A 24,110-nucleotide genomic window follows, 5' to 3' on the forward strand; every position below is an offset into this window, starting at 1 on the left:
GCCGCAGCAGGTTGGCGTGAGCTGCCCCCGAAGTTGGACAGCGTGCGTGGCTCGGCGATGATCCGCAACCAGTTTGGGCAACTCATCGGAGGACCGCTCTGCAGCGATTGCCGCCCCTCGGCATGTCTAGCAGGTTGTCAGCAATGTGCCCATAGCAGACCTCGGTGGAAGCCTGGGTCCAGGCTGGTCTGCGACATTCGCAGGCCGATGCATGAGCTACAGCAACCACGAAAACCGGTCATTGAGCGCTGCTGGGCCTGACCGTCAGCTTCACCCACGGGCCCGGTCGCTCGACCACGGCGCAAGCATCGTGGCGGCACGAATGACCGCTCTCGCCCGCCGCGGCAGTCGCATCCCGACCCATTGCGGCCATTCGCCTTGCGGATGGCGACCGGCCGCTGTATACGTTGCAGTCGGCCGAATTGGCTGGGCTGGCGACGCATACAGACATCCGAACAGCACACCGTCGATCGCTGCTTCGACGTAGCGCGCTTCCCTGTCCTTGGCATCGCCAGGCAGAGCCGTGATCACCGGCACGAAGTCGCTGTGGCTGAGCAACGCCACGCCGTTCCAGGTCTTCTGGCCGAGGACCAGGCATTTGTAGCCCGCAGCGGCAAGTGCCTCCGTTGTGAAGGCTTCGGTCGTCGCCTTCAGCTCATCAACTCGACGGCGTCGCGTTGCGTGCGAGCAAGCCAATCGAGCAGCAGATCAAGCCGCTTGGTGACATTGTTGCTGTTCCAAGTGGCGACCCGCACGGGACTACCGCTTCGTGCTCTTGAGGTGCGCTTCCACTCCAGCGGCGTCATTGCCAACGGCCGCAACGGCTGCCTTCAACTGCTCTGGGGTGACGCCGAATTTCTTGGACCAGTCGCGAACTTCATAATCTCCAGACAGGCTGATGCGCTTGCGGTCTTGGCCACCGGGTTTGGATTTGTCGTCCGACATGTTGTGCTCCTACAAGAGCACCAACCGTAGTGCGAACGTCGCGACGCGCATGTCGGACAACCGCGCAAAAGTTGCTTTGGTTCCCCGATGTGATCGCCGCGACACCCAGCGTGGCCGCCAGGTCCGCGGCAGCGGCTTCAGGCTGCCAGCGGCGCGTTGTCCCCGGCGGGCTCGGCGCTGCGAAGAAAAGTTTCGCAAAACGAATCAACTGGCGGGCTCGTCGTCGACGAGCCGATCCACAAACCTAGCCGGCTTCGTTCAGCAGGAGCGCCGCTTGCCCGTCCTCGCCCGCCGTATGGACCTGAGAGCAACGGCGGCGTGCCCTCTGCCTAGTTCAACACCCTCGCACAAGGAGACATGATGTTCGCTCACCTTCGCCTCAGCGCTCGTCTCTTGCTGGCCTTCTCGGCCCTTATCCTTCTCGGTGCGCTTGTCGCAGCTTTCGGCATCAGCGGCCTGTTCAAGCTCAATAACGTCAACGACGCCCTTTATCAGAAGGAGCTGCTTGCGATCTCGTATGTGAAGGAGGCCAACATCAACCTCATCTACGCAGCGCGCGCGCGTGGGCAGTTTGCACTTGCGACTTCCGACGAGGAGCGCCAGGCGGCGCTTCGGACATTCAAGCAGTCGGTGGCCGATATGCGAGATTGGCTCGACAAAGCCAAGCCACTGTTCTACGCCGCGCGCGGCCGCGCGGAGCTCGAGAAGCTCGAAACCATGATTGGCGTCTGGTTGCCGGCTGTCGACGCCTATCTTGCAGCAGCAGGTAAGAAGGACATGCCAGCCAAAGACCCAGAAATCGCTGGTCTGGATGCCACGGTCAAGCAGACGAACAAGGCAGTCGATGACCAACTCACGCTGTTGACGAAGCTGAAGGAAGAGAACGGATCTGCGGCGTCGAAGGACGGCACGGAGCTGTTCCGAACGATAAGCCTCATCATGATTGCGCTGACGCTAGTGAGCGCAGTGAGCGGCATTGCCATTGGCGTCCTGCTGACGCGCGGCATCACGCGATCCCTGGGCGGGGAGCCGGGTGCTGTGGCGGAAATCGCGAACGCAGTGGCGTCTGGTGATCTGACGACAAGAATCGACACCTCTCGGGCGCAGCCAGGGAGCGTGGTTGCTGCGATGAGCCAGATGCAGCAGTCGCTGTCGGAGATTGTCAGCAAGGTTCGGTTGAGCAGTGACAGCATCGCGACGGGGTCGTCGCAGATCGCAACAGGCAACGCCGATCTCAGTCAGCGTACGGAAGAGCAGGCAGCCAATCTCGAGGAAACGGCAGCGTCGATGGAAGAGCTAACGGCGACTGTTCAAACCAATGCTGAGACGGCGCGTACCGCGACGAAGCTCGCCGGATCGGCCGCTGACGCGGCGCAACACGGCGGAAACGTCGTCGGCCAGGTGGTGGCAACAATGGAGGGCATCACGGCGTCGAGCCGCAAGATCGCCGACATCATTGGAGTCATCGACAGCATCGCGTTCCAAACTAATATCCTCGCGCTCAATGCAGCAGTTGAAGCGGCGCGGGCTGGCGAGCAGGGTCGCGGCTTCGCTGTGGTGGCCACTGAGGTACGCACGCTGGCTCAGCGCTCCGCCTCGGCGGCCAAGGAGATCAAGAGCTTGATCAACGAGAGCGTGGAGAAGGTCGAGACTGGAAGCCAGCAGGTCGGCGAGGCGGGCAGAGCCATGGATGAAATCGTCGCGCAGGTCAAGCGTGTCAACGCCCTCATCAACGAGATCAGCTCCGCGACGCACGAGCAGACCCAAGGAATCAGCCAGATCGGCGACGCGGTCAATCAGCTCGACCAGGTTACGCAGCAGAACGCGGCCTTGGTCGAACAGAGCGCCGCCGCTGCTGAAAGCCTGAAGACTCAAGCAGCGACTCTCGTCTCAGCCGTCAGCGTATTCAGGCTGTCGCATCAAGGGATCTGATTGCTCGACTGTCTGTATCCCGCTGCAAACTGGATCCGAGGCAGGCGGCGCCCGTTTCAGGCTGGCCGCTGCCGCTCGGATCCGTCAGTCATGGGGCAGCAATGTGCCCAAAACGGAAGCTCGCGCGGACTTATCAGGGATCCAAGAAGCGGTCGCTCAACGAAGTTCAGCCGCCCAGCCAGCGAAACAGGCGCAGGTCGGCTGCAATGACCGGACGTCTGTCCGAACTGGGGCGGGCTTTCTGTCACGACTTCAGCGAGAGTCAGAGCGCGCCGAAGTTGGCTGCTGATAAATGCGCGCGCCGGCAGCCAACCATCCCATGCGCCCAATCAACTGCGGTCTTCCGAGGTCCGAGAACGGGAACTATCCGGTGTAGGCGATTGCTGGTCAGCAGAACAATTAGTCCAGCTTGGCTCCAGACCGTTTCACCACCTCCGCCCAACGCTTGGTTTCGCTGCTGACCATTCGACCGAAAGCATCGCCGTACAGGTTGGGTATGTCGGCGCCAAGCCCGTTCCAAACTTTGCGAACCTCGTCAGTTGCAAACGCGGTCCGCAGCTCGGCCTGCATTGCTGTGATGGCTTCCCGTGGAGTGCCTTTCGGAGCCCACAGCCCATACCAAGTCGAGACTTCATAGTCCGGCACGCCGGCCTCGGCGGCGGTTGGTACATCCGGGAAGCCAACGGCACGTTTGCTTGCAGCGACTGCGAGCGCCTTGATGCGGCCAGACTTGATATGCGACGCCGAGGAACCCAAGCCGTCAAACATCAGCTCCGCCTGACCGGCAACCAGGTCTTGCAATGCCGGGCCTGCGCCGCGGTATGGGATGTGGGTGATGAAGGTCTTGGTATTCAGCTTGAACAGTTCACCCGCGAGGTGATGCGACGTACCGTTGCCAGCGGAAGCGTAGTTCAGCTTGCCAGGCTTGGCGCGCACGGCCGCCAGCAGCCCCTTCAGGTCGCCAACCGGCAGTTGGCCAGGATGAACGACGATGACTTGAGGCACGCTGGCGAGCAGCGCGACGGGAATGAAGTCTTCTTCCAGGCGATAGTCGAGTCGCGGGTACATCGAGGGCGCGATCGTGTGGTGGACGGCCCCCATAAAGAAATTGCTGCCGTCCGGTGCGAGCTTTGCGGCGATGCCGGCTCCCACTGTGCCTCCGGCGCCACCCTTGTTATCGATCAACACCTGACGGCCCATCTGCTTTGTCAACGCTGCAGTCAGCGGGCGCGCGAACGCGTCCGTGCCGCCTCCCACAGGGAAGGGGACGATCCAGGTCACAGGTTTGTTGGCCTGGGCTTGAGCCAACCAAGGGGTGACCAGCATCGTTGGCAGGAAGGTACGGCGTCTCATCGTGGTTCTCCTATAGCTTGGTGGTCACGTTGCCAGGCTCAAACTCTCAAGCAGGTCGAGTGGGCAACTGCCGTGAGATGGCACGCCGTCACCGTACGCCAGTGCCCGCAGTGGATCAAGATCGCATCGGTAACAGCGCTCGCCGCAACGTCGCTAGGCCGTGCAGTAGTTCCGAACGTAGTCGGCATGGTCGGGCAACTTCATGGCGATTGACTGAAGTTGCTTGCTCACATGCTGGAGGAAGAACTCGCATTCCGCTCCGCTCAGATGGTCTGCCAGGGGATGGTGGCGTCGCGGAACGAGACCCTGACCCACCATGACTTGCAGCCAACTGGGGTCCGAGAACAGGTCGAGGTGGGCGGGATGCAGATGACCGGCACGCCCAAAGGCCGCCATCTTTCGATGCAGTGATTCGGGTATCGACATCATCCGCACTTGCTGCCAGAACGGCGAGTCGTCGCGGCGCGTCAGGTGATAGTGCAGGATGATGAAGTCCCGGATCCGCTCGAACTCCTCGTCGGCCTGGGCGTTGTGCTCGTCGATATCGGCCTGATGAAAGTCGCCGTCGGGAAAGAACCTGATCAGGCGCGACAGGCTGGATTGGACGAGGTAGAGGCTGGTGGATTCGAGCGGCTCCAGGAAGCCGCTGGCCAGGCCCATGGCCACGACGTTCTTGTGCCACATCTTCTTGCGCTTGCCGGTCTTGAAGCGGAGCGTGCGCGGCTCGGCCAGGGCGGGCCCGTCCAGGTGAGCCAGCAGTTGCGCCGTGGCTTCGTCCTCGCTGATGTGGGCGCTGCTGAAGACATGGCCATTGCCGATGCGGTGCTGCAGCGGAATGCGCCACTGCCAGCCCGCGGTGCGCGCCGCGGCGCGCGTGAACGGGGTGAGCGGCGCCACGCTTTCGCAGGGCACGGCCACGGCGCGGTCGCAGGGCAGCCAGTGCGTCCAGTCCTCGTAGCCGGTGTGCAGGGTGTCCTCTATGAGCATGCCGCGAAAGCCGCTGCAGTCGATGAACAGGTCACCCTCGATCTGCTCGCCGTTCTCCATCAGCAGCGCCGTGACGAAGCCGTCCGATGGGCGCTGCAGCGCGCGCACGACCTTGCCTTCGGTCCGGCGCACGCCCCGGGCCTCGCTGATCTGACGCAGCGTGGCGGCGTACAGCCCGGCGTCGAAGTGATAGGCATACGACACAGGCACGCTCAAGCCCTCGCCCTGCAGAGGCCTGGCCTCGCGGGCGAAGCGGTTGGCCTCGGCCATCAAACTGTTGAGTGCATAGGCGTCCAGCGGCTGCGCCTTGCCCTCGTTGTGCATGCGCACCCAGAAGTGGTGAAACGATGCCAGACCCAGGTCGCGGCCCACGCCGCCGAAGGTGTGCAGGTAGCGCTCGCCGCGCTGGCCCCAGTCAACGAACTCGATGCCGAGCTTGAAAGTGCCCTGGGTGCTACGCAGGAACTCGCTCTCGTTCAGCCCGAGCGCGTGGTTGAAGGCGCGCATCTGCGGGATGGTGGCCTCCCCAACACCGACCGTGCCGATGGCTTCGCTCTCGACGACGTGGATGCTGCGCTTGCCGTGGAAGGCGTGGGACAGGGCAGCGGCTGCCATCCAGCCGGCGCTGCCGCCGCCCAGGATGACGATGCGCTGCACAGATGGGGCGGGTGTGGTGTTCATGAGGTGACCTGAAGGGCCCTGCCGAGGGTCTCGGCATCGGGCAGAGGAGCTTGTTCGGCGCGGCGCTGGATGTCGGCCCGCATCGCCTCGCAGCTCCGGCGCACGTCCGCAGCCCGGAAGCGCGCCAAGCGCGCGTCCAGTTGCAGCGGCCGCACGCCCAGGCCGTCGTAGACCGCCAGCCAGCTGTGGTCCTGGAAGGTCTCCCACTCATGGCGCACGAAGTGGCCGTTGGCGCGGTAGACCGCCAGCTTGTGGGCCAGCGTGTCGGGCAGTGGCGCGGCCGTGACGTGGCGCCAGAACTCGCTGTCGCGGCGCTCGCTCAGCGCGTAGTGCAGCACCAGGAAGTCGCGGATGCGCTCCATCTCCAGCAGCGAGGCGCGGTTGAACTCGGCCGCCAGCGCTGGCACCTGCGGGCTGTCGGGCCACAGCGCCAGTAGCTTGTCGATGGCCGAGTGGATGAGGGTGATGCCAGTGGACTCCAGCGGCTCCAGGAAGCCCGCCGACAGGCCGATGGCCACAACGTTCTTGACCCAGGGCTGGGCGATGTGGCCGGGGTCGAAGCGAATCCAGTTCGGCTCGGCCAGGGCTTCGCCGTCCTGGTGGCCCTGCAGCAACTGCAGGGCCTGCTCGTCGCTCATGAAGGTCGACGCATAGACGTGGCCGTTGCCGATGCGATGCTGCAGCGGGATGCGCCAGCGCCAGCCGGCAGGCTGTGCCTGGGCCAGCGTGTAGGGCGTGGCCGGCCCGGTGCCCGCGGTGGGCTGGGCCACGGCGCGGTCGCAGGGCAGCCAGTGGCGCCAGCTGACCCAGGGCTGCTTCATGGCCTGGCGGATCAGCAGGCCGCGAAAGCCGGAGCAGTCGATGAAGAGGTCAGCCTCCAGGCGACGGCCGTCTGTCAGCGTGATAGCCGTGAGGGCGCCGCTGTCCGGGTCGATGGCTGCATGTTCGAACACGCCGTCCAGGTGCTGCACGCCGCTGCCCAGTGCCTGGCGACGCAGGTGCTGGGCGAACAGGCCGGCGTCCAGGTGCACGGCCCAGCGATAAATGTCATGGTCGGCCTGCGGTTGGGCGGGCGGCGCCGCGAACCGGCCGCGCAGCGCCATCTGCGCGCACAGGTTGAAGTCCTCCAGCCGCAGGTCCTGCCCGCCGTCCTGGGCCCGCAGCCAGGCCAGGACCTGGTGGAAGCCGACGTCGCCGGCGCTGGCGCCATACAGACCGAAGCCGTGGAAATAGCGCTGGCCCATGGCGCGCCAGTCCTGGAAGGCAATGCCGGCTTTCAGCGTGGCGCGGCTGTCGCGGATCAGCGCCGGCACGTCGGCCTGCACGCTGGTGAGGTAGTCAAGGATGGCCGGCACCGTAGCTTCGCCGACGCCGATGCTGCCGATGGCTGCGGAGTCCACCAGCGTGACGGCCAGCGGCCGCCCGGGACGGGCGCGCCTGGCCAAGGCCAGCGCCGTCATCCAGCCGGCGGTGCCGCCTCCAAGGATCAGTACCCGTTCAGTCATCGTGCGCTCAAGCGAGTTAGCTGGTGGTGAGGCGCTCGGCGCGCGCAGCTTGATCGACCCCGGTCAGCGAGTTTGTTTATGGAACATATAAATGTTGCCACAACAAATATTCACAAGTTTGCCCTTCTTTGCCCGCGTTTACACCTATTTGCTGGGGTTCCGTGTGACTCACACACTGGAATCGGATGTAAACATAGTTTTGTTGATCAATGTTTACATCTTTCGTAAAGATTCAACGCCGAAGTTAAACGTCCCGCCATCCAACGGTGGATGGTGGAGCGCGCGCCGCAGGCCCAGAACACGGAGACAACCAATGCCCACCCTTTCATTCGCCCCTCCCAGAGCCCTACCGCTCGCCATCCTTTTGTCGGCTGCTGCCCAGGTCGCCGTCGCCGCACCGCCCGCCCAGGGGCGCTACCAGCTCGTGTCTGTGCACAGCGGCAAATGCGTGGACGTGGCCGCCGCCGGCACGGCCGACGGCACCAATGTCCAGCAGTACACCTGCAACGGTGGGCTGGCCCAGGCCTGGGACCTGGTGCAGACCGCCGCCGGCGAGCACAAGCTGCTGACGGCCATCAACGGCAAGGCGCTGGACGTTGCCAGCGCCTCCCGCAACGACGGCGGCAATGTGCAGATCTGGACCGACAACGGCACTACAGCACAGCGCTGGACGGTGCAGCAGGTCAGCGGCAGCACGACCGAGTGGACTCTCATCAACCGCAACAGTGGCAAGTGCGTCGATGTCGCCAGCGGCTCGACAGCCGACGGCGCCAACGTCCAGCAATGGGCCTGCAACAACAATCCGCAGCAGCGTTTTCGATTCGTGGCCAAGTCCATCGGCGCCACGATCTCGCCCGGCCGCTACACGCTGACGGCGCAGCACAGCGGCAAATGCCTCGACACCGCCGCCTCGGGTACGGCCAACGGCACCAACCTGCAGCAGTACGCATGCAACGGCGGCGCAGCCCAGGCCTTCGACATCACGCGAGACGCCAATGGCTATTACCAGATCGCCAACATCCTGAGCGGCAAGCTCGCCGACGTCGCCGCGGCCTCGACGGCGGATGGCGCCAATGTGCAGTTGTGGAGCGCCACGAACACCAACAACCAGCGCTTCACGCTTAACGACGTCGGTTCGGGCCGCTACCAGGTCGTCGCCCAGCACTCGGGCAAATGCCTGGATGTCGCCGGCCAGTACACGACCGACGGCGCCAACGTCCAGCAATGGAACTGCAACAGCCAGACCAACCAGCGCTGGACCTTCACCCCAACGGCGGTGTCGGCGGGCTCGCCCACGGCGCGGCTGAAGCAGAACATGATGAACTTCTTCTACGGCATCTCCGGCCGGCAGACGTTGGTGGGTGTCCATAACAAGAACTCGGCCACGCCGACGAGCGACACCCAGCGCGTCGATGCCATCGCCGGGCGGCCATCGTCGTTCTGGGGCGGCGACTTCGGATTCGGCAACGAGTTCCTGAACTACCGCAGCGTGATGATTGCCGAGGCGGCGAACCAGTTTCGCAAGGGTGCAGCCGTCAGCCTGACGTACCACGCCTGCGCGCCGACGCGGGACGAGTACTGCAGCTGGGACGACATCGGCGGCTCCCGCCCGGCCAAGCTGACCCCCGCGCAGTTCCAGCAACTGCTGACGCCCGGCACGGCCCTCTACAACACCTGGACCGGTCGCCTCAACACGCTGGCTGGCTACCTGCAGCAGCTCAAGGACGCCGGCGTCGTCGTGATGTTCCGGCCGCTGCACGAGATGAACCAGTGCGTGTTCTGGTGGGCCTGCCACACCGGCCAGTACGGCAGCGCCGCGCTGTTCCGCCTGACGCGCAACTACCTCGCCAACACCAAAGGCCTGGACAACATCATCTGGGTCTGGAACGTACAGGACTTCAACAGCCTGGCCACCGATGTTGACGCCTACACGCCGGGCCCCGACTACTTCGACATCGCCTCGCTGGACATCTACATCAACGGCTACACCGAGGCCAACTACACCATCATGCAGCGCATCTCGGCCGGCAAGCCCATCGCCATTGCCGAGAACCAGTTCGTCATGACGTCCTCGCAGCTGGCCGCCCAGCCGAAGTGGATCTTCCAGATGCTGTGGCCCGACTTCATCGATGACCCGCGCAACCGCGCCGCGCTGCCGGGTCTGTATGGCGCCAGCAACGTGCTGACGCTGGACGAGATGCCGGGCTGGCGCTGAGCCCGGGTCGGTGTGGCAGCGTGCGCTGCCGCACCGGCGCCGCTTGAGTGCGCCGGTCGACCGCGATGCGGTGGCCGGCGCGCACCCCAAAAACAATCATCGAGACACCGCAATGAATTCGTTCGCAAAACTGCTGCTAGCCGCTGGCGTGGCTGCAGCCCAGGGCCTGTCGCCAATGCCTGCCGCCGCCAGTACCGGCGACGGCGCACCGGCAGACACCAACATCGTCTACGTCGGGCGCTGGGACCGCTCCTCGCCCAGCCAGGCCGTCAGCTACTACGGCGGATCCTATTTACGGGTCAATTTCAACGGCACGCGCGTGTCGGTGAAGCTGGCCGCGCCGGCCAATTTCTACGCGTCGATCAATGGCGGGCCTGACGTGCTCTACGAGGGCCGGTCCGGCACGGTCAACCTGACGCCCAGCCCGCTCGCCAACGGCACCCACAGCCTGCGCATCGCGGCCAAGTACCAGAGCGACGTGCTGAAGTTCCAGGGCCTGGCGCTGGACAGCGGCGCATGGACATCCCTGCCCGCCGTGCGCCACAACACCATCGAGTTCGTCGGCGGCTCCATCGTCGCGGGCTATCTGAACTCCAAGCAGGCCTTGTCGGACCACGCCTGGCTGATTGGCGAGCAACTGGGCGCCGACCACACCCAGGTGGCCTACACCGGCATCTGCCTGGTGGACCAGGTCCAGTGCTACTCACCCAATGCCATCGGCATGAGTCGGCAGTTCTTCAAGCAGAAGACCGTCGACTTCCCCGGCGCGCTCGACTGGGACTTCGGCGCCTACCAGCCGCGCGCGGTGGTCATCAACCTGGGCACCAACGACAGTGCCTTCAATGTGTCGACGGCGACCTTCCAGGCGGCCTACACATCCTTCCTGCAGGGCATCCGCGCCAAGTACCCGTCGGCCGAGATCTTCGCGATGCGCTTGTTCAACGGCGCCTACGCCGACCAGACCCGGGCCGCCGTGCAGGCCCGCGTGGCGGCGGGTGATGCGCGCGTGCGCTTCGTCGACACCAGCAACTGGCTCGTGCCGGCCGACTTCACCGACGGCACCCACCCGACCGACGCCGGACACGCCAAGGTCGCCAAGCTGCTGGGCCCCTTGCTCAAGCCCGCCGTCACGGGCTTCTTCAGCAGCTTCGAGCAGGGCGAGCCGGCGGCGCGCAGCAACACCGTCGAGTTCAGCGCCAACGTCACCAATAGCGCCGGCATGGCGGGCGGCATGGACAGCGGCACTTCGACCGCAGCCGCTCATGCGGGTGCGCGCGCGCTGCGCATCGCCGGCAATGACCTGAGCGCCGCGCAGTCCTACTCGTACAACCGGCTCTACGACGTGACCCTGCCCGTGGCGGCCAACACGGTGCTGTCCTACTGGATTCGGCCGGACAACCTCAACGGCCGCTCCACCGCGGTGGATGTGCTGTTCACCGACGGCAACTGGCTGCGCAACCTCGGTGCTGTCGACCAGCGCGGCGTCACGCTGCACCCCAATGCGCAGGGTGCCGGCGGCCAGCTGCAGGTGGGGCAGTGGAATCAGGTGAGTTCCAGGATCGGTGCGGTGGCGGCTGGCAAGACCATTCAGCGGATCGCCATCGGCTATGACCAGCCTGGCGCGACGGGGTCGTTCAGCGCATCGGTAGACGAACTGTCTATTACCCAGACGCCATTTACCACGGGCTTCGAGACCACCGATGCACCGCCCAACTGGAGCGACACGGTGCGTGCCAGCGCCAATGTCGGTGGCTACTGCTGCGGCAAGAGCGCGATGGAGTCGTCGCCACGCGTCGGCGCGACGGCGCACGCGGGGTCGGGATCGCTGCTGCTCCAGGGCCGCGACAACAGCGCCAGCCAGAGCTACTCCTACAACCGCCTGTTCGCCGTCAACATCCCGGTGACGGCGACGACGAACCTGTCTTACTGGATCTTCCCGGCGGTCGAGTCGGGCAGCAGCACCAACGCCAGCCATGTCTCCATCGACCTGCTGTTCTCCGACGGAACCTGGCTGCGCAACACCGCCGCCGTGGACCAGCACGGCGTGCGGCTCAGCCCATCGCAGCAAGGTGCCGGCGGCCGCTTGGTGCAGGGCGCGTGGAACCTCGTCAGCAGCAACGTCGGCGCCGTGGCGGCCGGCAAGACCATCGTTGAGATCAACGTCGGCTACGACCGCGCCGATGCCACTGGGGCATTCCGCGGCTATCTGGACGACCTGCTGATCTTCTGAGGCCGGCCTGCAGGGGCCCCGTTAAGGCATCGGGGCCTCTGCGCAGCGCTACCCCGCTCGTTTACGCAACAAATAACTGTTGCAAAAACAAAACGGACGCGCTCAATCGATGTTTCCCCCTAGTTGCCAGGCAAGATCGGAAAGAACACACTCCAATACATGTAAACAACAAGAGTTGTTTATTTTGTTTTAACAAAGCCAGAACGAACGCCGATCCTGCTGCCCGGCCTTGCCATGACGACCCTTGCCCTTACCGACCTTCCTCTGCCCAGCGATTGGGTTTGCCGCGCGTTCGACGATAACGAGCCCCTGGACGCCGTGCTGGACGCCGCCGATGGCTGGCACCTCGCCCAGGTGCCGGGCAACGTCTATCAGGACCTGCTGCAGGCTGGTCTGATTCCCGACCCCCACCTCGCGATGAACGAGCGCGACGTGCAGTGGGTGGCGCAGCGCAACTGGGTCTATCGCCTTGATTTCGAGCTGGCTGAACTGCCTGCGACTGGCGAGCTTGACCTGCTCTGCGAAGGTCTGGACACCTTTGCCCAGGTCTGGCTGAACGACCATTGCCTGCTGCGAAGCGACAACATGTTCGTGCCGCATCGGCTGCCGGTGCGCTCGTGGCTGCGCGAGGGCCGCAACCGCCTGGTGCTGACCTTCGACTCGGCGCTGCGCCGCGGTCGGGAAGTGGAGGCCGAGCACACCAAGCTGCCGCTGTGGAATGGCGACAGCAGCCGCCTGTATGTGCGCAAGGCGCCCTACCACTATGGCTGGGACTGGGGTCCGGTGCTGCTGACCAGCGGCCCGTGGAAGCCGGTGCGGCTGCAGACATACAACCAGCGCATTGCGGACGTCTACACGCCGGTGCGGTGGAGTGATGTCGACAGCGTAGCGACGGTGTCCGTGCAAACCGACTTGAGCGGGTCGAGTTCGCGGGCTGCTAGCGAGCTGCTCCATGTCCTGTTCGCACCGGATGGGCGTGAGGTCGCAAGGCGCGCAGTGAATGCTGATGCCGTGCGCTCCGTGGTGACCGAGCTCACCGTGGCCGAGCCAGAGCTGTGGTGGCCATCTGGGATGGGCGCGCAATCGCTCTACCGCCTGGTGCTTGAGTTGCGCGCCTCCAATGGCGACGTGCTGGATCGCAGCGAGCGCAAGCTCGGTCTGCGTCGCCTGGCGCTTCTGCAGCAGCCTGTCGAAGGTGAGCAGGGATCCTCCTTCCACTTCAGCGTCAACGGCCGCGAGTTCTTCACCGGTGGCGCCAATTGGATCCCCGACGACAACCTCCTCAATCGCATCACGCCCGAGCGCTACCGCGAGCGCGTTCAGCAGGCGCGCGACGCCAACATGGTGATGCTGCGCGTGTGGGCCGGCGGAATCTACGAGGACGAAGCCTTCTACGACGCCTGCGACGAACTCGGCCTGCTGGTCTGGCAGGACTTCCTTTTCGCCTGCGGCATCTACCCGGCGCATGACGTCTTCGTCGAGAGCGTCAAGCAGGAGGCGACCGCCGCCATCAAGCGGCTGCGCCACCGCGCCAGCCTGGCGATCTGGTGCGGCAACAACGAGGACTATGCGATCGCCGAGACCTTTGGCCGCTACGGCCCCGGCAAGGCGGACGAAATGCCCGCGCGCCGCATCTATGAGCACTTGCTGCCCGAGCTGTGCGCCGCGCTGGATCCGGACCGTCCCTACTGGCCGGGGAGCCCCTATTCGCCGGCCGAGGGCGAGGTCAAGCTGTCCAGCGATCAGAGCGTGGGAGACCGCCACACCTGGGAGGTCTGGCACGGGCAGATGGCGCCCTATGCGGACTACTGCAAGTTCGAAGGCCGCTTCGTCAGCGAGTTCGGCATGCAATCCCACCCGTCGCTGGCCCTGCTGCAGCAGACGCTGAACGTCGTCGACCAGCATCCGCACAGCGAAAGCCTGGCCTGGCACAACAAGGCCGGCCTGCAGATGATGGACGGGCACCGCCGCCTGGCCGTCTACCTGGCCGACACGCTGCGCGTCGGCCCCACGCTGGCCGACCAGGTCTATGCCACGCAGTTCGTGCAGGCCGAGGCGATGCGCTATGCCTACCAGGACTATCGTCGCCGCTGGCAACGCCCGGGCGCGCGTGGCGTGGGCGGCGCGCTGGTCTGGCAACTGAACGACTGCTGGCCGAGCACCAGCTGGGCCCTGATTGATTCCAGCGGCACGGTCAAGCCGGCCTGGCATGCCGTCCGGCGCGCGCTGGCGCCGATCAGCGTCGCTGTGCGGCAGGGCGCCGAGGGCCTGCGCGCCTGGGTGATGTCGTCGCGGCAGGCTGACGCGCCCGTCACGCTGACCCTGCGCCTGCATGACCTGCAGGGCCAGCTCCAGGGCGAGCAACGACTCGAACTGGTGGCGGCTGCCAACGGCACGACGGAGGTGTCGCTCACGCTGGCGCTGCCTTCCACCCCTGTCATCGCCACAGCATTGCTGCAGGCCGGCGACCAGGACCTGGCCCGCGACTGCGCCTGGCCCGAGCCCTTCCGCTTCCATGACCTGCCCGCTGCCGGGCTGCAGGCCGAGCGCGGCGCGTCAAGCCTGTGGCTCAGCGTGCGGCGACCGCTGAAGGGCCTGTGGCTGGACGCGCCAGGCTTGCGTTTCGAAGACAACTTCATCGACTTGGTTCCTGGCGCGCCCGTGCGCGTGGATTTCCAAGGCAACACGATGACGCCGATCACCGCTACCGCCCTGGCGCATGCCGCCTGGCAACTGGGCTGAGCGCCCATCCCACCCTTCCCACCACCGATAACACGAGGAGACACACATGAGAACCCACCGATCCCGCATCCGCCCCGCGCTGAAAGCGACCGCCGTCGCCAGCGCACTGGCATGCTGCCTCACGACCGCCCACGCACAGGACTCTGGCAAGTCCTCCGAGCAACTCGAGACCGTCATCGTCACCGGCCTGCGCAAGTCTCAGGAGCGCGACATCGATCTGAAGCGCAATGCGGCGACCATCGTCGACTCCATCACCGCCCAGGACATCGGCAAGCTGCCCGACGCCACCATCACGGACTCGCTGCAGCGCATCAGCGGCGTGCAGATCCGCCGCGAGGCCGGCGAAGGCACGGCGGTCAACATCCGCGGCCTGCCCCAGGTCGGCACCCTGCTCAACGGCGAGGAGTTCATCACCGCCGGCAGCATCACCAGCGTGCGCCCCAACTACTCGGACATCCCGTCGCAGCTGTTCGCGGGCGCCGACGTCTACAAGTCGTCCACCGGCAAGCTGCTGGGCGCCGGCATCTCGGGCACGGTCAACCTGCGCACCATCCGGCCGCTGGACCTGCGCAAGGGTTGGTTGACCTCGGTCGCCGCCGAGTACGGCAACGGCAACAAGGTGGACGCCGCCTCGCCCTCGGTGAACGGACTGGTCGCCTACACCGGCAACGGCCTGGGCTTCCTGCTCGGCGCGGCGGTCAGCGACAGCAACGGCTACACCGCCCGTGAAGGCAAGTACGGCGGCGCCTTCAGCGTGCGCAACGAGGGCCTGTCCGGCGAGACCTTCCGCGCCGACGGCGTGCCTCGCGGCACGCCCGTCACCAATGCCGGTGGCACCGTCATCGGCTATGACGTGAACGGCAACGGCACCGCCACCGACGCCTACTTCAACGACGACGCGCACCGCTCCTTCAAGCGCAACATTCAACGCAAGCGTGCGGGCGTGAATGCCGCTTTCCAGGCAGACGTCACCGACGACCTGCGCCTGACTGCCGAGGCCTTCTTCACCAAGCAGGACCAGTACGACCGTGGCGCGGGTCTGGAGATGAGCAACACCTCCTGGTCGGGCGCCCAGTTCACGCCGGGCAAGTCCACGCCCAAGGTGCAACTGCCCGCCGGCTATGGCGGCGGCAACGGCGGCTACACGCTCAACACCGTGCAGAAGTACGATGTGCTGATCGCCAATCTCGACAGCCTCAGCGAAACCGCCGTCACCAAGGCCAAGTCCACCAATGCCAACCTGGAGCTGGACTGGGACAATGGCGGCGCGCTCAAGCTCAAGGCCCGGGCCCTGTACGGCAAGGCCAATCGCGACCTGGACAACTCCTACGCCCAGTTCTCGCTGACCGATGGCAACCAGTGGTCCAAGGGCATCGGCTACTACCCGCAAGGCACGCTGGCGTTCAATGCCGGCGGCATCCGCTCCCTGACCGTGCCCGCGTCGGTGGACTACACAGGCGAGCATCCGCAATGGACGCTGCCGGCATCGGTCACCAGCCGCTTCAGCGATCCGGCGAACTACGCGCTCAAGACCATCTCTTCGGAGAACAACAACCACGCCAACGTGAAGAGCAGCGCGCTGCGCCTGGACGGCAGCTATGCCTTCAGCACCAACACCAGCGTGGACTTCGGCGTGCGCCATGGCAGCCGCGAAGTCGACAACTTCGCCTTCGACCGCCTCGCGCCGGTCTACAAGGGCCAGGGCGCCAGCGACCCCAACGGCTGCCTGGTCAAGTGGAAGGCCTTCGACGTGCGCCTGGACAACAGCGCATGCACGGCGGGCAATGCGGCCGGCGCCTTCACCGCCGGCCTGACGCGCAAGATGAACGACCCGACCCTGCTCGGCCAGTACGGCCTGCTGCAGAACATGCCTGGCAACACCCCGGCCGTGTACGGCCTGAGCGCCAAGGCCATGGACAACCCGGCGGCCTTCCACGAGCGCCTCTATCCGGGCGAGGTCGAGGCCATCAACCCCGGCCAGTCGTACCACATCGAGTTCAAGCAGGACTCCTTCTACGTGCAAGGCAACACCAAGGGCTATCTGGGCGACATGCCCTGGAGCGCCAACCTGGGGGTCAAGCACATCAAGACCAGGTTCGATGTCCAGCAGCACGACGTGGGCGCCAGCCGGCCCTACGGTGCACCTGCCGCCGACCTCGGCGTGACGGTCAAATCACGCAGCTTCTCCGACACGCTGCCGGCCTTCAACTTCGTCATCGACCCAGTGCAGGACGTCAAGGTGCGCCTGGCGTATGCCAAGAACATGTCTCTGCTGGACCTGCAGAACTGGGGCGGCGGCCTGCGGCTGAACTACGGCATCGACACCTCGGTCACGCCCAACATCTTCCGCGTGCTCAGCGGTAACCAGGACGGCAACCCCGACCTCGACCCCTGGCGCTCCAAGAACCTGGACCTGTCCTTCGAGTGGTACAACCGCCCGGGCGGTCTGGTGAGCCTCGCCTTCTACAAGATCGACATCGCCACCTCCATCGGTAGCGGCTCGATCAACCGGCCCGACCTGCCCGACCTGGACGGTGTCGTGCGCCGCGGCGCCACGGTGCAGAGCGTGATCCAGCAGAAGGGCTCCAAGCTCAAGGGCATGGAGATCGGCACCAAGCAGCGGCTGGATTTCCTGCCGGGCTTCCTGTCCGGCCTGGGCGTCGAGGCCACCGCCACGCTGTCGCTGGCCGACACGCAAGGCAACGACCTGGCCGGCAACAAGGTGCTGTTCGGCGACAACTCGCGGCTGCAGACCAACCTGGTGCTCTGGTACGAGCGCAATGGCCTGCAGGTGCGCCTGGCGCACAACCACCGCTCCAAGCGCGCCGACCAGAACAACTACCAGGGCTGGACGGGGCTGACGCTGTATCAAGCCGCCACCAACTACGTGGACGCGTCGGTGTCGTATGACGTGAACTCGAAGTTCTCGGTCTATGGCCAGGTCTCCAACCTGACCAACGAGTACGACCGCTACTACGTGACCTGGGCCGACCAGAAGGCTTGGAACAACGTCTACGAGCGCAAGTACTTGATCGGCGTGCGCGCCAAGTTCTAACCCCACCACCTGCGGCCCTTCAGGGGCCTGTCGCGAGGCCACGAGAGACGCTGCTGGGCCGTCCGCGAGACGGTTCTGGCGGCGTTCGTCCCCTCGCATCACAACCTCAAGAGAAACACCATGAAGAACGAGCGAATTCCCGCGCTTGCCGCCGCGTTTGCGGTAGCGGCATCACTGGCTGCCTGCGGCGGCGGCGGCTTGGACAGCAATCAGACCACGCCCTCGGCCCCCTTCGTAGCAGCGCCGGCCCCGGCGCCTGCACCCGCCCCCGCGCCGGCTCCCGCGCCGGGCCCTTCGTCGGCGGCCCCCGTCAAGAAGAAGATCCTGGACTACATCGCCAGCATCTCCGGCACCAAGACGTTGATGGGCATGCACAACAAGAACTCGCCCACGCCCTACAGCGACTCGGCCCGGTTGGAGTCCATCACCGGTAAGCCGGCCGCCTTGTGGAGCAGCGACTTCCTGTTCGGCAGCAACTATGTCAACGCCCGTCCCACCATGATTGCCGAAGCGAAGAAGCAGTTCGAGCGCGGCGCTCTTGTCAACCTGCTCTATCACGCCTGCGCCCCCACCCGCGACGAGATGTGCAGTTGGGACGACATCGGCGGCGCCAACCCGGAAAAACTGAGCGAGGCCCAGTTCAAGGACCTGCTGACGCCGGGCACGACGCTGCACAAGAACTGGATCGGCCGCCTGGACACCTTGGCCACCTACTTCCAGCAGCTGGAGGATGCCGGCGTCGTCGTCATGTTCCGCCCCTTCCACGAGATGAACCAATGCGTCTTCTGGTGGGCATGCCACACCGGCACCTACAGCACGCCGGCGCTGTACCGCATGACGCACGACTACCTGACCAAGACCAAGGGGTTGGACAACATCATCTGGGTCTGGAACGTGCAGGACTTCGACACGCTCGGCACCGACGTCGACACCTACAACCCTGGCAACGAGTACTTCGACATCGCGTCGCTGGACATCTACATGAAGGGCTACACCGACTTCAACTACCAGACCATGCTGCGCGCTGCGGCCGGCAAGCCGATCGCTATCGGCGAGAACCAGTACGTGCCGACGGCCGCCCAACTGGAGGCGCAGCCGAAGTGGGTCTTCCAGATGTTGTGGCCCGACTTCATCGACGACGCCCGCAACAAGGCGGCACTGCCAGGCCTCTACGCCTCGCCGAACGCAGTGACCCTGGACAAGATGCCGGGATGGAAGTGAGCGGTTCGCATTGAGATGGAAGCCAGCATGATGTCGCCTCTGCCCAAGTTCCGTGACCCGCAGTTCCTGCAGGGCCATATGCGCCACACGCTGGCCTTCTATGCACCGCGCGTGAAAGACGCGACCGGCGGTTGCTTCCAGTTCTTCAAGGACGACGGCAGCGTCTACGACCGCCGCACCCGCCACCTCGTCAGCAGCACGCGCTTCGTCTTCAACCACGCGCTGGCCTGGCGCTGGTTCGGCGGCTCGGTGGGCGATGTGGCGCACGCGCTGGCCTTCGTCAACGATGCTCATGCGCAGCCTCAGGGCGGCTACGCCTGGGTGCTGGATTGGCACGAAGGCCGGGCCCGTGTCACCGACAGCACCAACCACTGCTACGGTCTGGCCTTCGTCCTGCTGGCCAATTCGCACGCCGCCGAAGCCGGCGCGCCTGGCGCTCGCGAGGGCATTGCCGCCACCTTTGAGCTGATGGAGCGGCACTTCTGGGAGCCTGACCATGGCCTCTACGCGGACGAGGCCACGGCGGACTGGCAGGTCGGCTCCTACCGCGGCCAGAACGCCAACATGCACGCTTGCGAGGCCATGCTGGCCGCCCACGCGGCGACCGGCGAGCAACGCTACCTCGACCGTGCGTTGACCCTCGCGACGTCCATTGCCCAGCGCCAGGCGGCCCTTGCCGGCGGCCTGGTCTGGGAGCACTACAAGCCCGACTGGACGCCTGACTGGGACTACAACCGCGACGACAAGACCAATATCTTCCGGCCCTGGGGCTTCCAGACAGGTCACCTGACCGAGTGGGCCAAGCTGCTGCTGATGCTGGAGCGCCGCCTCGGTGCTTCGGCGCCGGACTGGCTGGTGCACACGGCCCGGCACTTCTTCGACACGGCCATGCGTCATGGCTGGGACGCCACCCACGGCGGCCTGGTCTACGGCTTCGCGCCGGGTGGTGAGGTCTGCGATGCGGACAAGTACTTCTGGGTGCAGGCGGAAAGCCTGGCCGCGGCTGCCTGGCTGGCCGTGCGAACCGGTGACGACAGCTACTGGCAGTGGTACGACCGCCTGTGGGCCTATGCCTGGCAACATTTCGTCGACCACGAGCACGGCGCCTGGTATCGCATCCTCGCGCCCAACAACGCCAAGCTCACCGACGAGAAGAGCCCCGCCGGCAAGACCGATTACCACACCATGGGCGCCTGCCAGGACGTGATGGCAGCCCTCCGTGTTTCGCCAGCCGTCGCCCCACTTGCCGCATGACCGCTCCTGTACTGATCAGCTTTGGCGAGGCGCTGACCGACCTCGTGACCGACGGCGCGGAGGGCTTTCGCGCCTTGTGCGGCGGAGCGCCTTGGAATGTCGCGCGCGCTTGCAGCGCTCTGGGCCTGCCGTCCGCCTGGGCCGGTGCCATCAGCGTCGACAGCTTTGGTGACGCCTTGCACGAGGCCAGCCGGGCAGCTGGCCTCGATGTGCGATTCATCCAGCGTATCAAGGGCCGTCCGCCGCTGGTGGCCGTCGTCGACCGGCTTGACCCGCCGCACTACTTCTTCATCGGTGAGCGCAGTGCCGACCTCGCTTTCGACCCCGCTCTGCTGCCCTCCGACTGGGATGCGCAGGCGCGCTGGGTCTTGTTTGGCGGCATCAGCCTGGTGCGCGAGCCGCTGGGGGAAGTTCTGGAGCACATCGCGCAGTCCCTCCCGCCCACGGCGCGCCTGGCCTTCGACCCCAACCACCGCGCCATCATGACGCGCCAGGATCTGCCGCGCCTGGAGCGCTTCGTGCGCCGCGCCGCGGTGGTCAAACTCAGCGATGAGGACCTGACCGGCTACTTTCCCGGCCAGGCACCGCAGGCGTCGCTCACCGCCCTTCGCGAGGCCAATCCACAGGCTACCTGGCTCTACACCCAGGGGGCGGGCGGCATGACGCTCTTCGCTCCCGGGCAGGAACCCATCAGTCGCCCGCCACTGCCGGTCCAGGTTGTCGACACCGTGGGCGCCGGCGATGCCAGCATGGCCGGCTTGCTGCTCGCGCTGGATTTGCAACTGTCCCCGCCGCAGCAACTGGCCCATGCACTCGCTGCGGCCGCCCTGGCCTGCAGCCGCGCAGGTGCTGCGGCCCCAACCCGCGCAGAGTTGGACGCTGCCTTGGCCTGACATCTTCAGCCGCTGTTGTTTTAGTAATCAAATAAACATTTCGCAAATCATTCTTGACCGGCTCCATGAAACAGGGTTCCGGTGCCACAATGGATGCCTAATGTTTATCAAACAAGCAGGGATGTCGGCATGACTGTGAAGCCCAATTTGACGATCCGCGAGTTGGCGCGTCTGGCGGGCGTCTCGATTGGCACCGTGTCTCGAGCTCTAAAGGGGCAGCCGGGCCCCTCGGCCAGCACCCGTGCGGAAGTCATGCGCGTTGCCGAGGAGCATGGCTACGACCTTGGGCGTCTGCGCAGCGGCCGGCCGCGCCGCGTCGTGCTGGTCTACAACCGCAGCTTGGTGGGTTCAATGACCGCCAATCTCTTCTATTCCTATGTGTTGCACGGTGTCGAGACGGCTTGCCGCGAAGGCGATGAGGTCGTGTTGAGCGTCCTCTCGGTGGCGCCCAGCGACGACATCGTGGCCCGCATCAAGCGGCACGAGCCCGATGGGCTGCTCAGCGTGGGCTACTTCGACACGGAATGTCTGGAGGCTCTGCGTGCCTGCGAGCTGCCCCTGGTGTTGGCGGATCATTTCGTGCCGGGTCTGAGATGCGTCAACGATGACAACCTGCAGGGGGCGCTGCTCGCCACGCGCCATTTGATCGACGGCGGCGCCAAGCGCGTGGCGGCGATCTTCGGCCCGCCGGTGCACCACTCCATCGCGCTGCGCGCCAAGGGATTCCGGCGTGCCCTGTTCGAGGCACGCATCCTGGCCGATCCCGAGCTCGAGATCACGTTGGACCCCGAGCTGGCTTACGACGAAGCCGCGCGTGACGCGATGCGGCGCCTGCTTGCACTGCCCGAGCGGCCCGACGCTGTCTTTTGCTACAACGACCTGACGGCGTTGCACGCTATAGAAACCTGCCGGGAGGCCGGTATCCGCGTACCGGAAGACATCCGCTTCGTCGGCTATGACGACATCGAGGCTGCAAGCCACAGTGAGCCCAGCCTCTCGACGGTCAAGCTCGACAAGGAAGCCCTGGGCTATACCGCCGCCATGGCCTTGATCGAAGGCGATATCGAGCCGGGCGACACCCTGTTGCCCGTCGAGTTGGTGGTGCGAGGCAGTTCAGAAACTGCGCAATCGCGTGCAGCCCGTGACTTAGGCAAGTCACCAGAGGCGGTCATCGCCGGGTGAAGCCTGAACCGGGTTGACTTGTCTTGTGTGAGTCCGATGAGGCGCCGATTAGTTGCCCGCCAGCCGGACTGCGGTAGAGGTGAAGTCGTCCAATGGGCCGTTGCGGCCGCATGCTGATTTGAGCAACGGTCTGAACGTCTGCGCCTGCGCTCTCAATCATTCCGTCCCATTCCGCTTCCATGTGACGGAGGTCCTTGCCATTGACGGGCGCTTCACTAGCATGGTCGCCGATCAGACTTGGAGACATCAGCATGCACCTAACGACTTGGATGCGCAGTTTCTCGATCCGTGCCCGCATGAATGGCACGATCGTGTTGGTGCTGCTGGCGTTCGTGGCCTTGGGTCTCATGGGACTGATAGGCGGGCGTCAGCTGATGGCGCTGAACACCGACGTGACAACGCACGCGATGCACGATCTCCAACTCCTCAGCACCATCCGCCAGGCCCTTGCCGAGGTGCGGCTGCTCGAGAAGGAGATGGTCATCGCGTATGAGGAGCCAGACCAGGTCAAGCAGCGCCGCCAGGGCTGGAATGCCGCCGCAGAACGCCTCGCTACGGCCTTGCAGGGCCTGCAGCAAGCCAAGCAGGAGGACAACAAGGCCGCCGCAACGGAAGCGATCAAATTTCTTCAGGACTACCGCACCGGCGCGGAGCACGTGCTCAAGCAAATCGAGGCCGGCGGCTTCGACACGGCCCGCGTGGCCGATCGCATGCTCAATCGACCCAAGGCCGCGATGGGTGAGATGGAGAAGCGCGTCGAGACCATCGCCACGCTGATCGACCAGCAGGCCAAAGCCAGTGAGACCGAGTTCGCCGCCGAGATGCGCCGCATTGCCTGGCGCTCACTGGCGGTTCTCATTGTCATCATCCTGCTGGTCGTGCCGCTGACCTTGATCAACTCGTCCACCATCATCGGCCCCATGCGCTATGCCGGCACAGTGGCCCAGTCCATCGCCAGCGGCGACCTGAACAATGCCATCCGCATCGAGGGCAGCGACGAAGCCTCGGAGCTGCTGCGCGCGCTGGACGCCATGCAGGCCAGCCTGCGCGAGCTGGTGCGCCAGGTGAAGACCTCAGCCCAGAGCATCGAGACGGCCAGCGGCGAGGTCGCCTCGGGCAACCAGGACCTGAGCCACCGCACCGAGCAGGCAGCGGCCAGCCTGGAGGAGACGACGAGCTCGATGGAAGACCTGACAAGCGGCGTGCGCCTGGGCGCCGATGCGGCCGGCAAGGCCCGCCAACTGGCCGAGGGCGCCGCCGAGGTGGCGCGCCGCGGTGGCCAGGAGGTGGCTGAGGTGGTCGCGACGATGGACCAGATCAACGACAGCTCGCGCCGCATCGGCGACATCGTCGGCCTGATCGACAGCATCGCCTTCCAGACCAACATCCTGGCCTTGAACGCGGCCGTGGAAGCCGCGCGAGCGGGCGAGCAGGGGCGCGGCTTCGCCGTCGTCGCCAGCGAGGTGCGCGCCCTGGCCCAGCGCTCGGCGGGCGCGGCGCGCGAGATCAAGTCGCTGATCGCCGCCAGCACGGAACGCGCCGAGGCCGGTTCACGCCTCGTGCAGCATGCGGGCGCGACGATGCAGGAGATCGTCCAGCAGGTGCAGAAGGTCAGCGACATGATCGGCGAGGTCGCCGCCGGCGCCTCCGACCAGAGCGCGCGAATCGGTCAAATCAATGGTGCCGTGGCGCAGTTGGATCACATGACCCAGCAGAACGCAGCGCTCGTTGAAGAGTCCGCCGCCGCGGCCGATAGTCTGCGCCAGCAGCTGCAGTTGTTGACTGGGGCTGTGGAGCAGTTCCGCCTGGATGGCTCTGCTCGCTAGCTAGGACGAGCGCCGGGTCGCTCGCGTATCCGAGTGAGCCGGCGACAGCCCGCCCGCGTCCGCCCGCTCATAGCCAGGCGCGGCTCTCT

The 24,110-nt window shown here is 65.5% G+C and carries 15 protein-coding genes; 10 read left to right on the top strand and 5 right to left on the bottom strand.

All coding sequences use genetic code 11. From position 1 onward, the window contains the following. Positions 1–270 precede the first annotated feature (270 nt). A complete protein-coding gene (locus tag AC1D29_RS06160) occupies positions 271–696 on the bottom strand; it encodes a hypothetical protein (protein WP_477895244.1) in 426 nt (141 codons plus the stop codon). Positions 697–759: 63 nt separating this feature from the next. Beyond that, a complete protein-coding gene (locus tag AC1D29_RS06165; RefSeq protein ID WP_477895246.1) occupies positions 760–945 on the bottom strand; it encodes a DUF3606 domain-containing protein in 186 nt (61 codons plus the stop codon). Between the two features lie 360 nt (positions 946–1,305). Here AC1D29_RS06165 and AC1D29_RS06170 point away from each other — a divergent pair, with 360 nt between their 5' ends. Further along, entirely contained in the window at positions 1,306–2,877 is a 1,572-nt protein-coding gene (locus tag AC1D29_RS06170; RefSeq protein WP_477895248.1) for a methyl-accepting chemotaxis protein, read from the top strand. Between the two features lie 399 nt (positions 2,878–3,276). Here the strand turns inward: AC1D29_RS06170 and AC1D29_RS06175 are convergent, their stop codons facing one another. From AC1D29_RS06175 to AC1D29_RS06185, 3 genes are all read right to left on the bottom strand, one after another. Further along, positions 3,277–4,230, bottom strand: coding sequence for a Bug family tripartite tricarboxylate transporter substrate binding protein (locus tag AC1D29_RS06175; RefSeq protein WP_477895250.1), 954 nt, complete (start codon positions 4,228–4,230; stop codon positions 3,277–3,279). Positions 4,231–4,383: 153 nt separating this feature from the next. Then, positions 4,384–5,898 carry a tryptophan halogenase family protein gene (locus tag AC1D29_RS06180; RefSeq protein WP_477895252.1) on the bottom strand — a complete coding sequence of 505 codons (1,515 nt, stop codon included), beginning with the start codon at positions 5,896–5,898 and terminating at the stop codon, positions 4,384–4,386. Beyond that, complete coding sequence (locus AC1D29_RS06185) at positions 5,895–7,403, bottom strand: tryptophan halogenase family protein (protein WP_477895254.1); 1,509 nt, start codon at positions 7,401–7,403, stop codon at positions 5,895–5,897. The genes AC1D29_RS06180 and AC1D29_RS06185 overlap by 4 nt, the downstream gene beginning before the upstream one ends. Positions 7,404–7,716: 313 nt before the next feature. Between AC1D29_RS06185 and AC1D29_RS06190 the strand changes: the two genes are divergently transcribed. The 9 genes from AC1D29_RS06190 to AC1D29_RS06230 all read left to right on the top strand — a co-directional run bounded on the left by AC1D29_RS06190 (position 7,717) and on the right by AC1D29_RS06230 (position 24,021). Beyond that, positions 7,717–9,618, top strand: a complete 1,902-nt coding sequence (locus tag AC1D29_RS06190; protein ID WP_477895256.1) for an RICIN domain-containing protein — start codon at positions 7,717–7,719, stop codon at positions 9,616–9,618. Between the two features lie 112 nt (positions 9,619–9,730). Next, positions 9,731–11,848 (top strand): GDSL-type esterase/lipase family protein, encoded by a 2,118-nt coding sequence (locus AC1D29_RS06195; RefSeq protein WP_477895258.1) that lies wholly within the window; start codon positions 9,731–9,733, stop codon positions 11,846–11,848. A gap of 234 nt (positions 11,849–12,082) precedes the next feature. Next, on the top strand, positions 12,083–14,590 hold the full coding sequence (locus AC1D29_RS06200) for a beta-mannosidase (protein ID WP_477895260.1): 2,508 nt from the start codon (positions 12,083–12,085) through the stop codon (positions 14,588–14,590). A gap of 46 nt (positions 14,591–14,636) precedes the next feature. Next, a complete protein-coding gene (locus AC1D29_RS06205; protein WP_477895262.1) occupies positions 14,637–17,645 on the top strand; it encodes a TonB-dependent receptor in 3,009 nt (1,002 codons plus the stop codon). 120 nt (positions 17,646–17,765) lie between these two features. Further along, complete coding sequence (locus AC1D29_RS06210; protein WP_477895264.1) at positions 17,766–18,866, top strand: glycoside hydrolase family 26 protein; 1,101 nt, start codon at positions 17,766–17,768, stop codon at positions 18,864–18,866. A 27-nt stretch (positions 18,867–18,893) separates the two neighbouring features. Beyond that, entirely contained in the window at positions 18,894–20,120 is a 1,227-nt protein-coding gene (locus AC1D29_RS06215) for an AGE family epimerase/isomerase (RefSeq protein WP_477895266.1), read from the top strand. After that, the gene (locus AC1D29_RS06220) at positions 20,117–21,013 is read left to right on the top strand and encodes a carbohydrate kinase family protein (RefSeq protein WP_477895268.1); all 897 of its coding nucleotides are present in this window, start codon (positions 20,117–20,119) and stop codon (positions 21,011–21,013) included. The genes AC1D29_RS06215 and AC1D29_RS06220 overlap by 4 nt, the downstream gene beginning before the upstream one ends. 129 nt (positions 21,014–21,142) lie before the next feature. Beyond that, positions 21,143–22,195, top strand: coding sequence for a LacI family DNA-binding transcriptional regulator (locus AC1D29_RS06225; RefSeq protein WP_477895270.1), 1,053 nt, complete (start codon positions 21,143–21,145; stop codon positions 22,193–22,195). 269 nt (positions 22,196–22,464) lie between these two features. Next, a complete protein-coding gene (locus tag AC1D29_RS06230; RefSeq protein WP_477896183.1) occupies positions 22,465–24,021 on the top strand; it encodes a methyl-accepting chemotaxis protein in 1,557 nt (518 codons plus the stop codon). The last annotated feature ends 89 nt before the right edge of the window (positions 24,022–24,110 follow it).

The organism is Roseateles sp. P1_C6, from assembly GCF_056406315.1.

Bases quoted from the DNA above. Each gene is read 5' to 3' on its own strand.
- AC1D29_RS06165 (WP_477895246.1), bottom strand. From the start codon at position 945: ATGTCGGACGACAAATCCAAACCCGGTGGCCAAGACCGCAAGCGCATC.
- AC1D29_RS06170 (WP_477895248.1), top strand. From the start codon at position 1,306: ATGTTCGCTCACCTTCGCCTCAGCGCTCGTCTCTTGCTGGCCTTCTCG.
- AC1D29_RS06175 (WP_477895250.1), bottom strand. From the start codon at position 4,230: ATGAGACGCCGTACCTTCCTGCCAACGATGCTGGTCACCCCTTGGTTG.
- AC1D29_RS06180 (WP_477895252.1), bottom strand. From the start codon at position 5,898: ATGAACACCACACCCGCCCCATCTGTGCAGCGCATCGTCATCCTGGGC.
- AC1D29_RS06185 (WP_477895254.1), bottom strand. From the start codon at position 7,403: ATGACTGAACGGGTACTGATCCTTGGAGGCGGCACCGCCGGCTGGATG.
- AC1D29_RS06190 (WP_477895256.1), top strand. From the start codon at position 7,717: ATGCCCACCCTTTCATTCGCCCCTCCCAGAGCCCTACCGCTCGCCATC.
- AC1D29_RS06195 (WP_477895258.1), top strand. From the start codon at position 9,731: ATGAATTCGTTCGCAAAACTGCTGCTAGCCGCTGGCGTGGCTGCAGCC.
- AC1D29_RS06200 (WP_477895260.1), top strand. From the start codon at position 12,083: ATGACGACCCTTGCCCTTACCGACCTTCCTCTGCCCAGCGATTGGGTT.
- AC1D29_RS06205 (WP_477895262.1), top strand. From the start codon at position 14,637: ATGAGAACCCACCGATCCCGCATCCGCCCCGCGCTGAAAGCGACCGCC.
- AC1D29_RS06210 (WP_477895264.1), top strand. From the start codon at position 17,766: ATGAAGAACGAGCGAATTCCCGCGCTTGCCGCCGCGTTTGCGGTAGCG.
- AC1D29_RS06215 (WP_477895266.1), top strand. From the start codon at position 18,894: ATGATGTCGCCTCTGCCCAAGTTCCGTGACCCGCAGTTCCTGCAGGGC.
- AC1D29_RS06220 (WP_477895268.1), top strand. From the start codon at position 20,117: ATGACCGCTCCTGTACTGATCAGCTTTGGCGAGGCGCTGACCGACCTC.
- AC1D29_RS06225 (WP_477895270.1), top strand. From the start codon at position 21,143: ATGACTGTGAAGCCCAATTTGACGATCCGCGAGTTGGCGCGTCTGGCG.
- AC1D29_RS06230 (WP_477896183.1), top strand. From the start codon at position 22,465: ATGCGCAGTTTCTCGATCCGTGCCCGCATGAATGGCACGATCGTGTTG.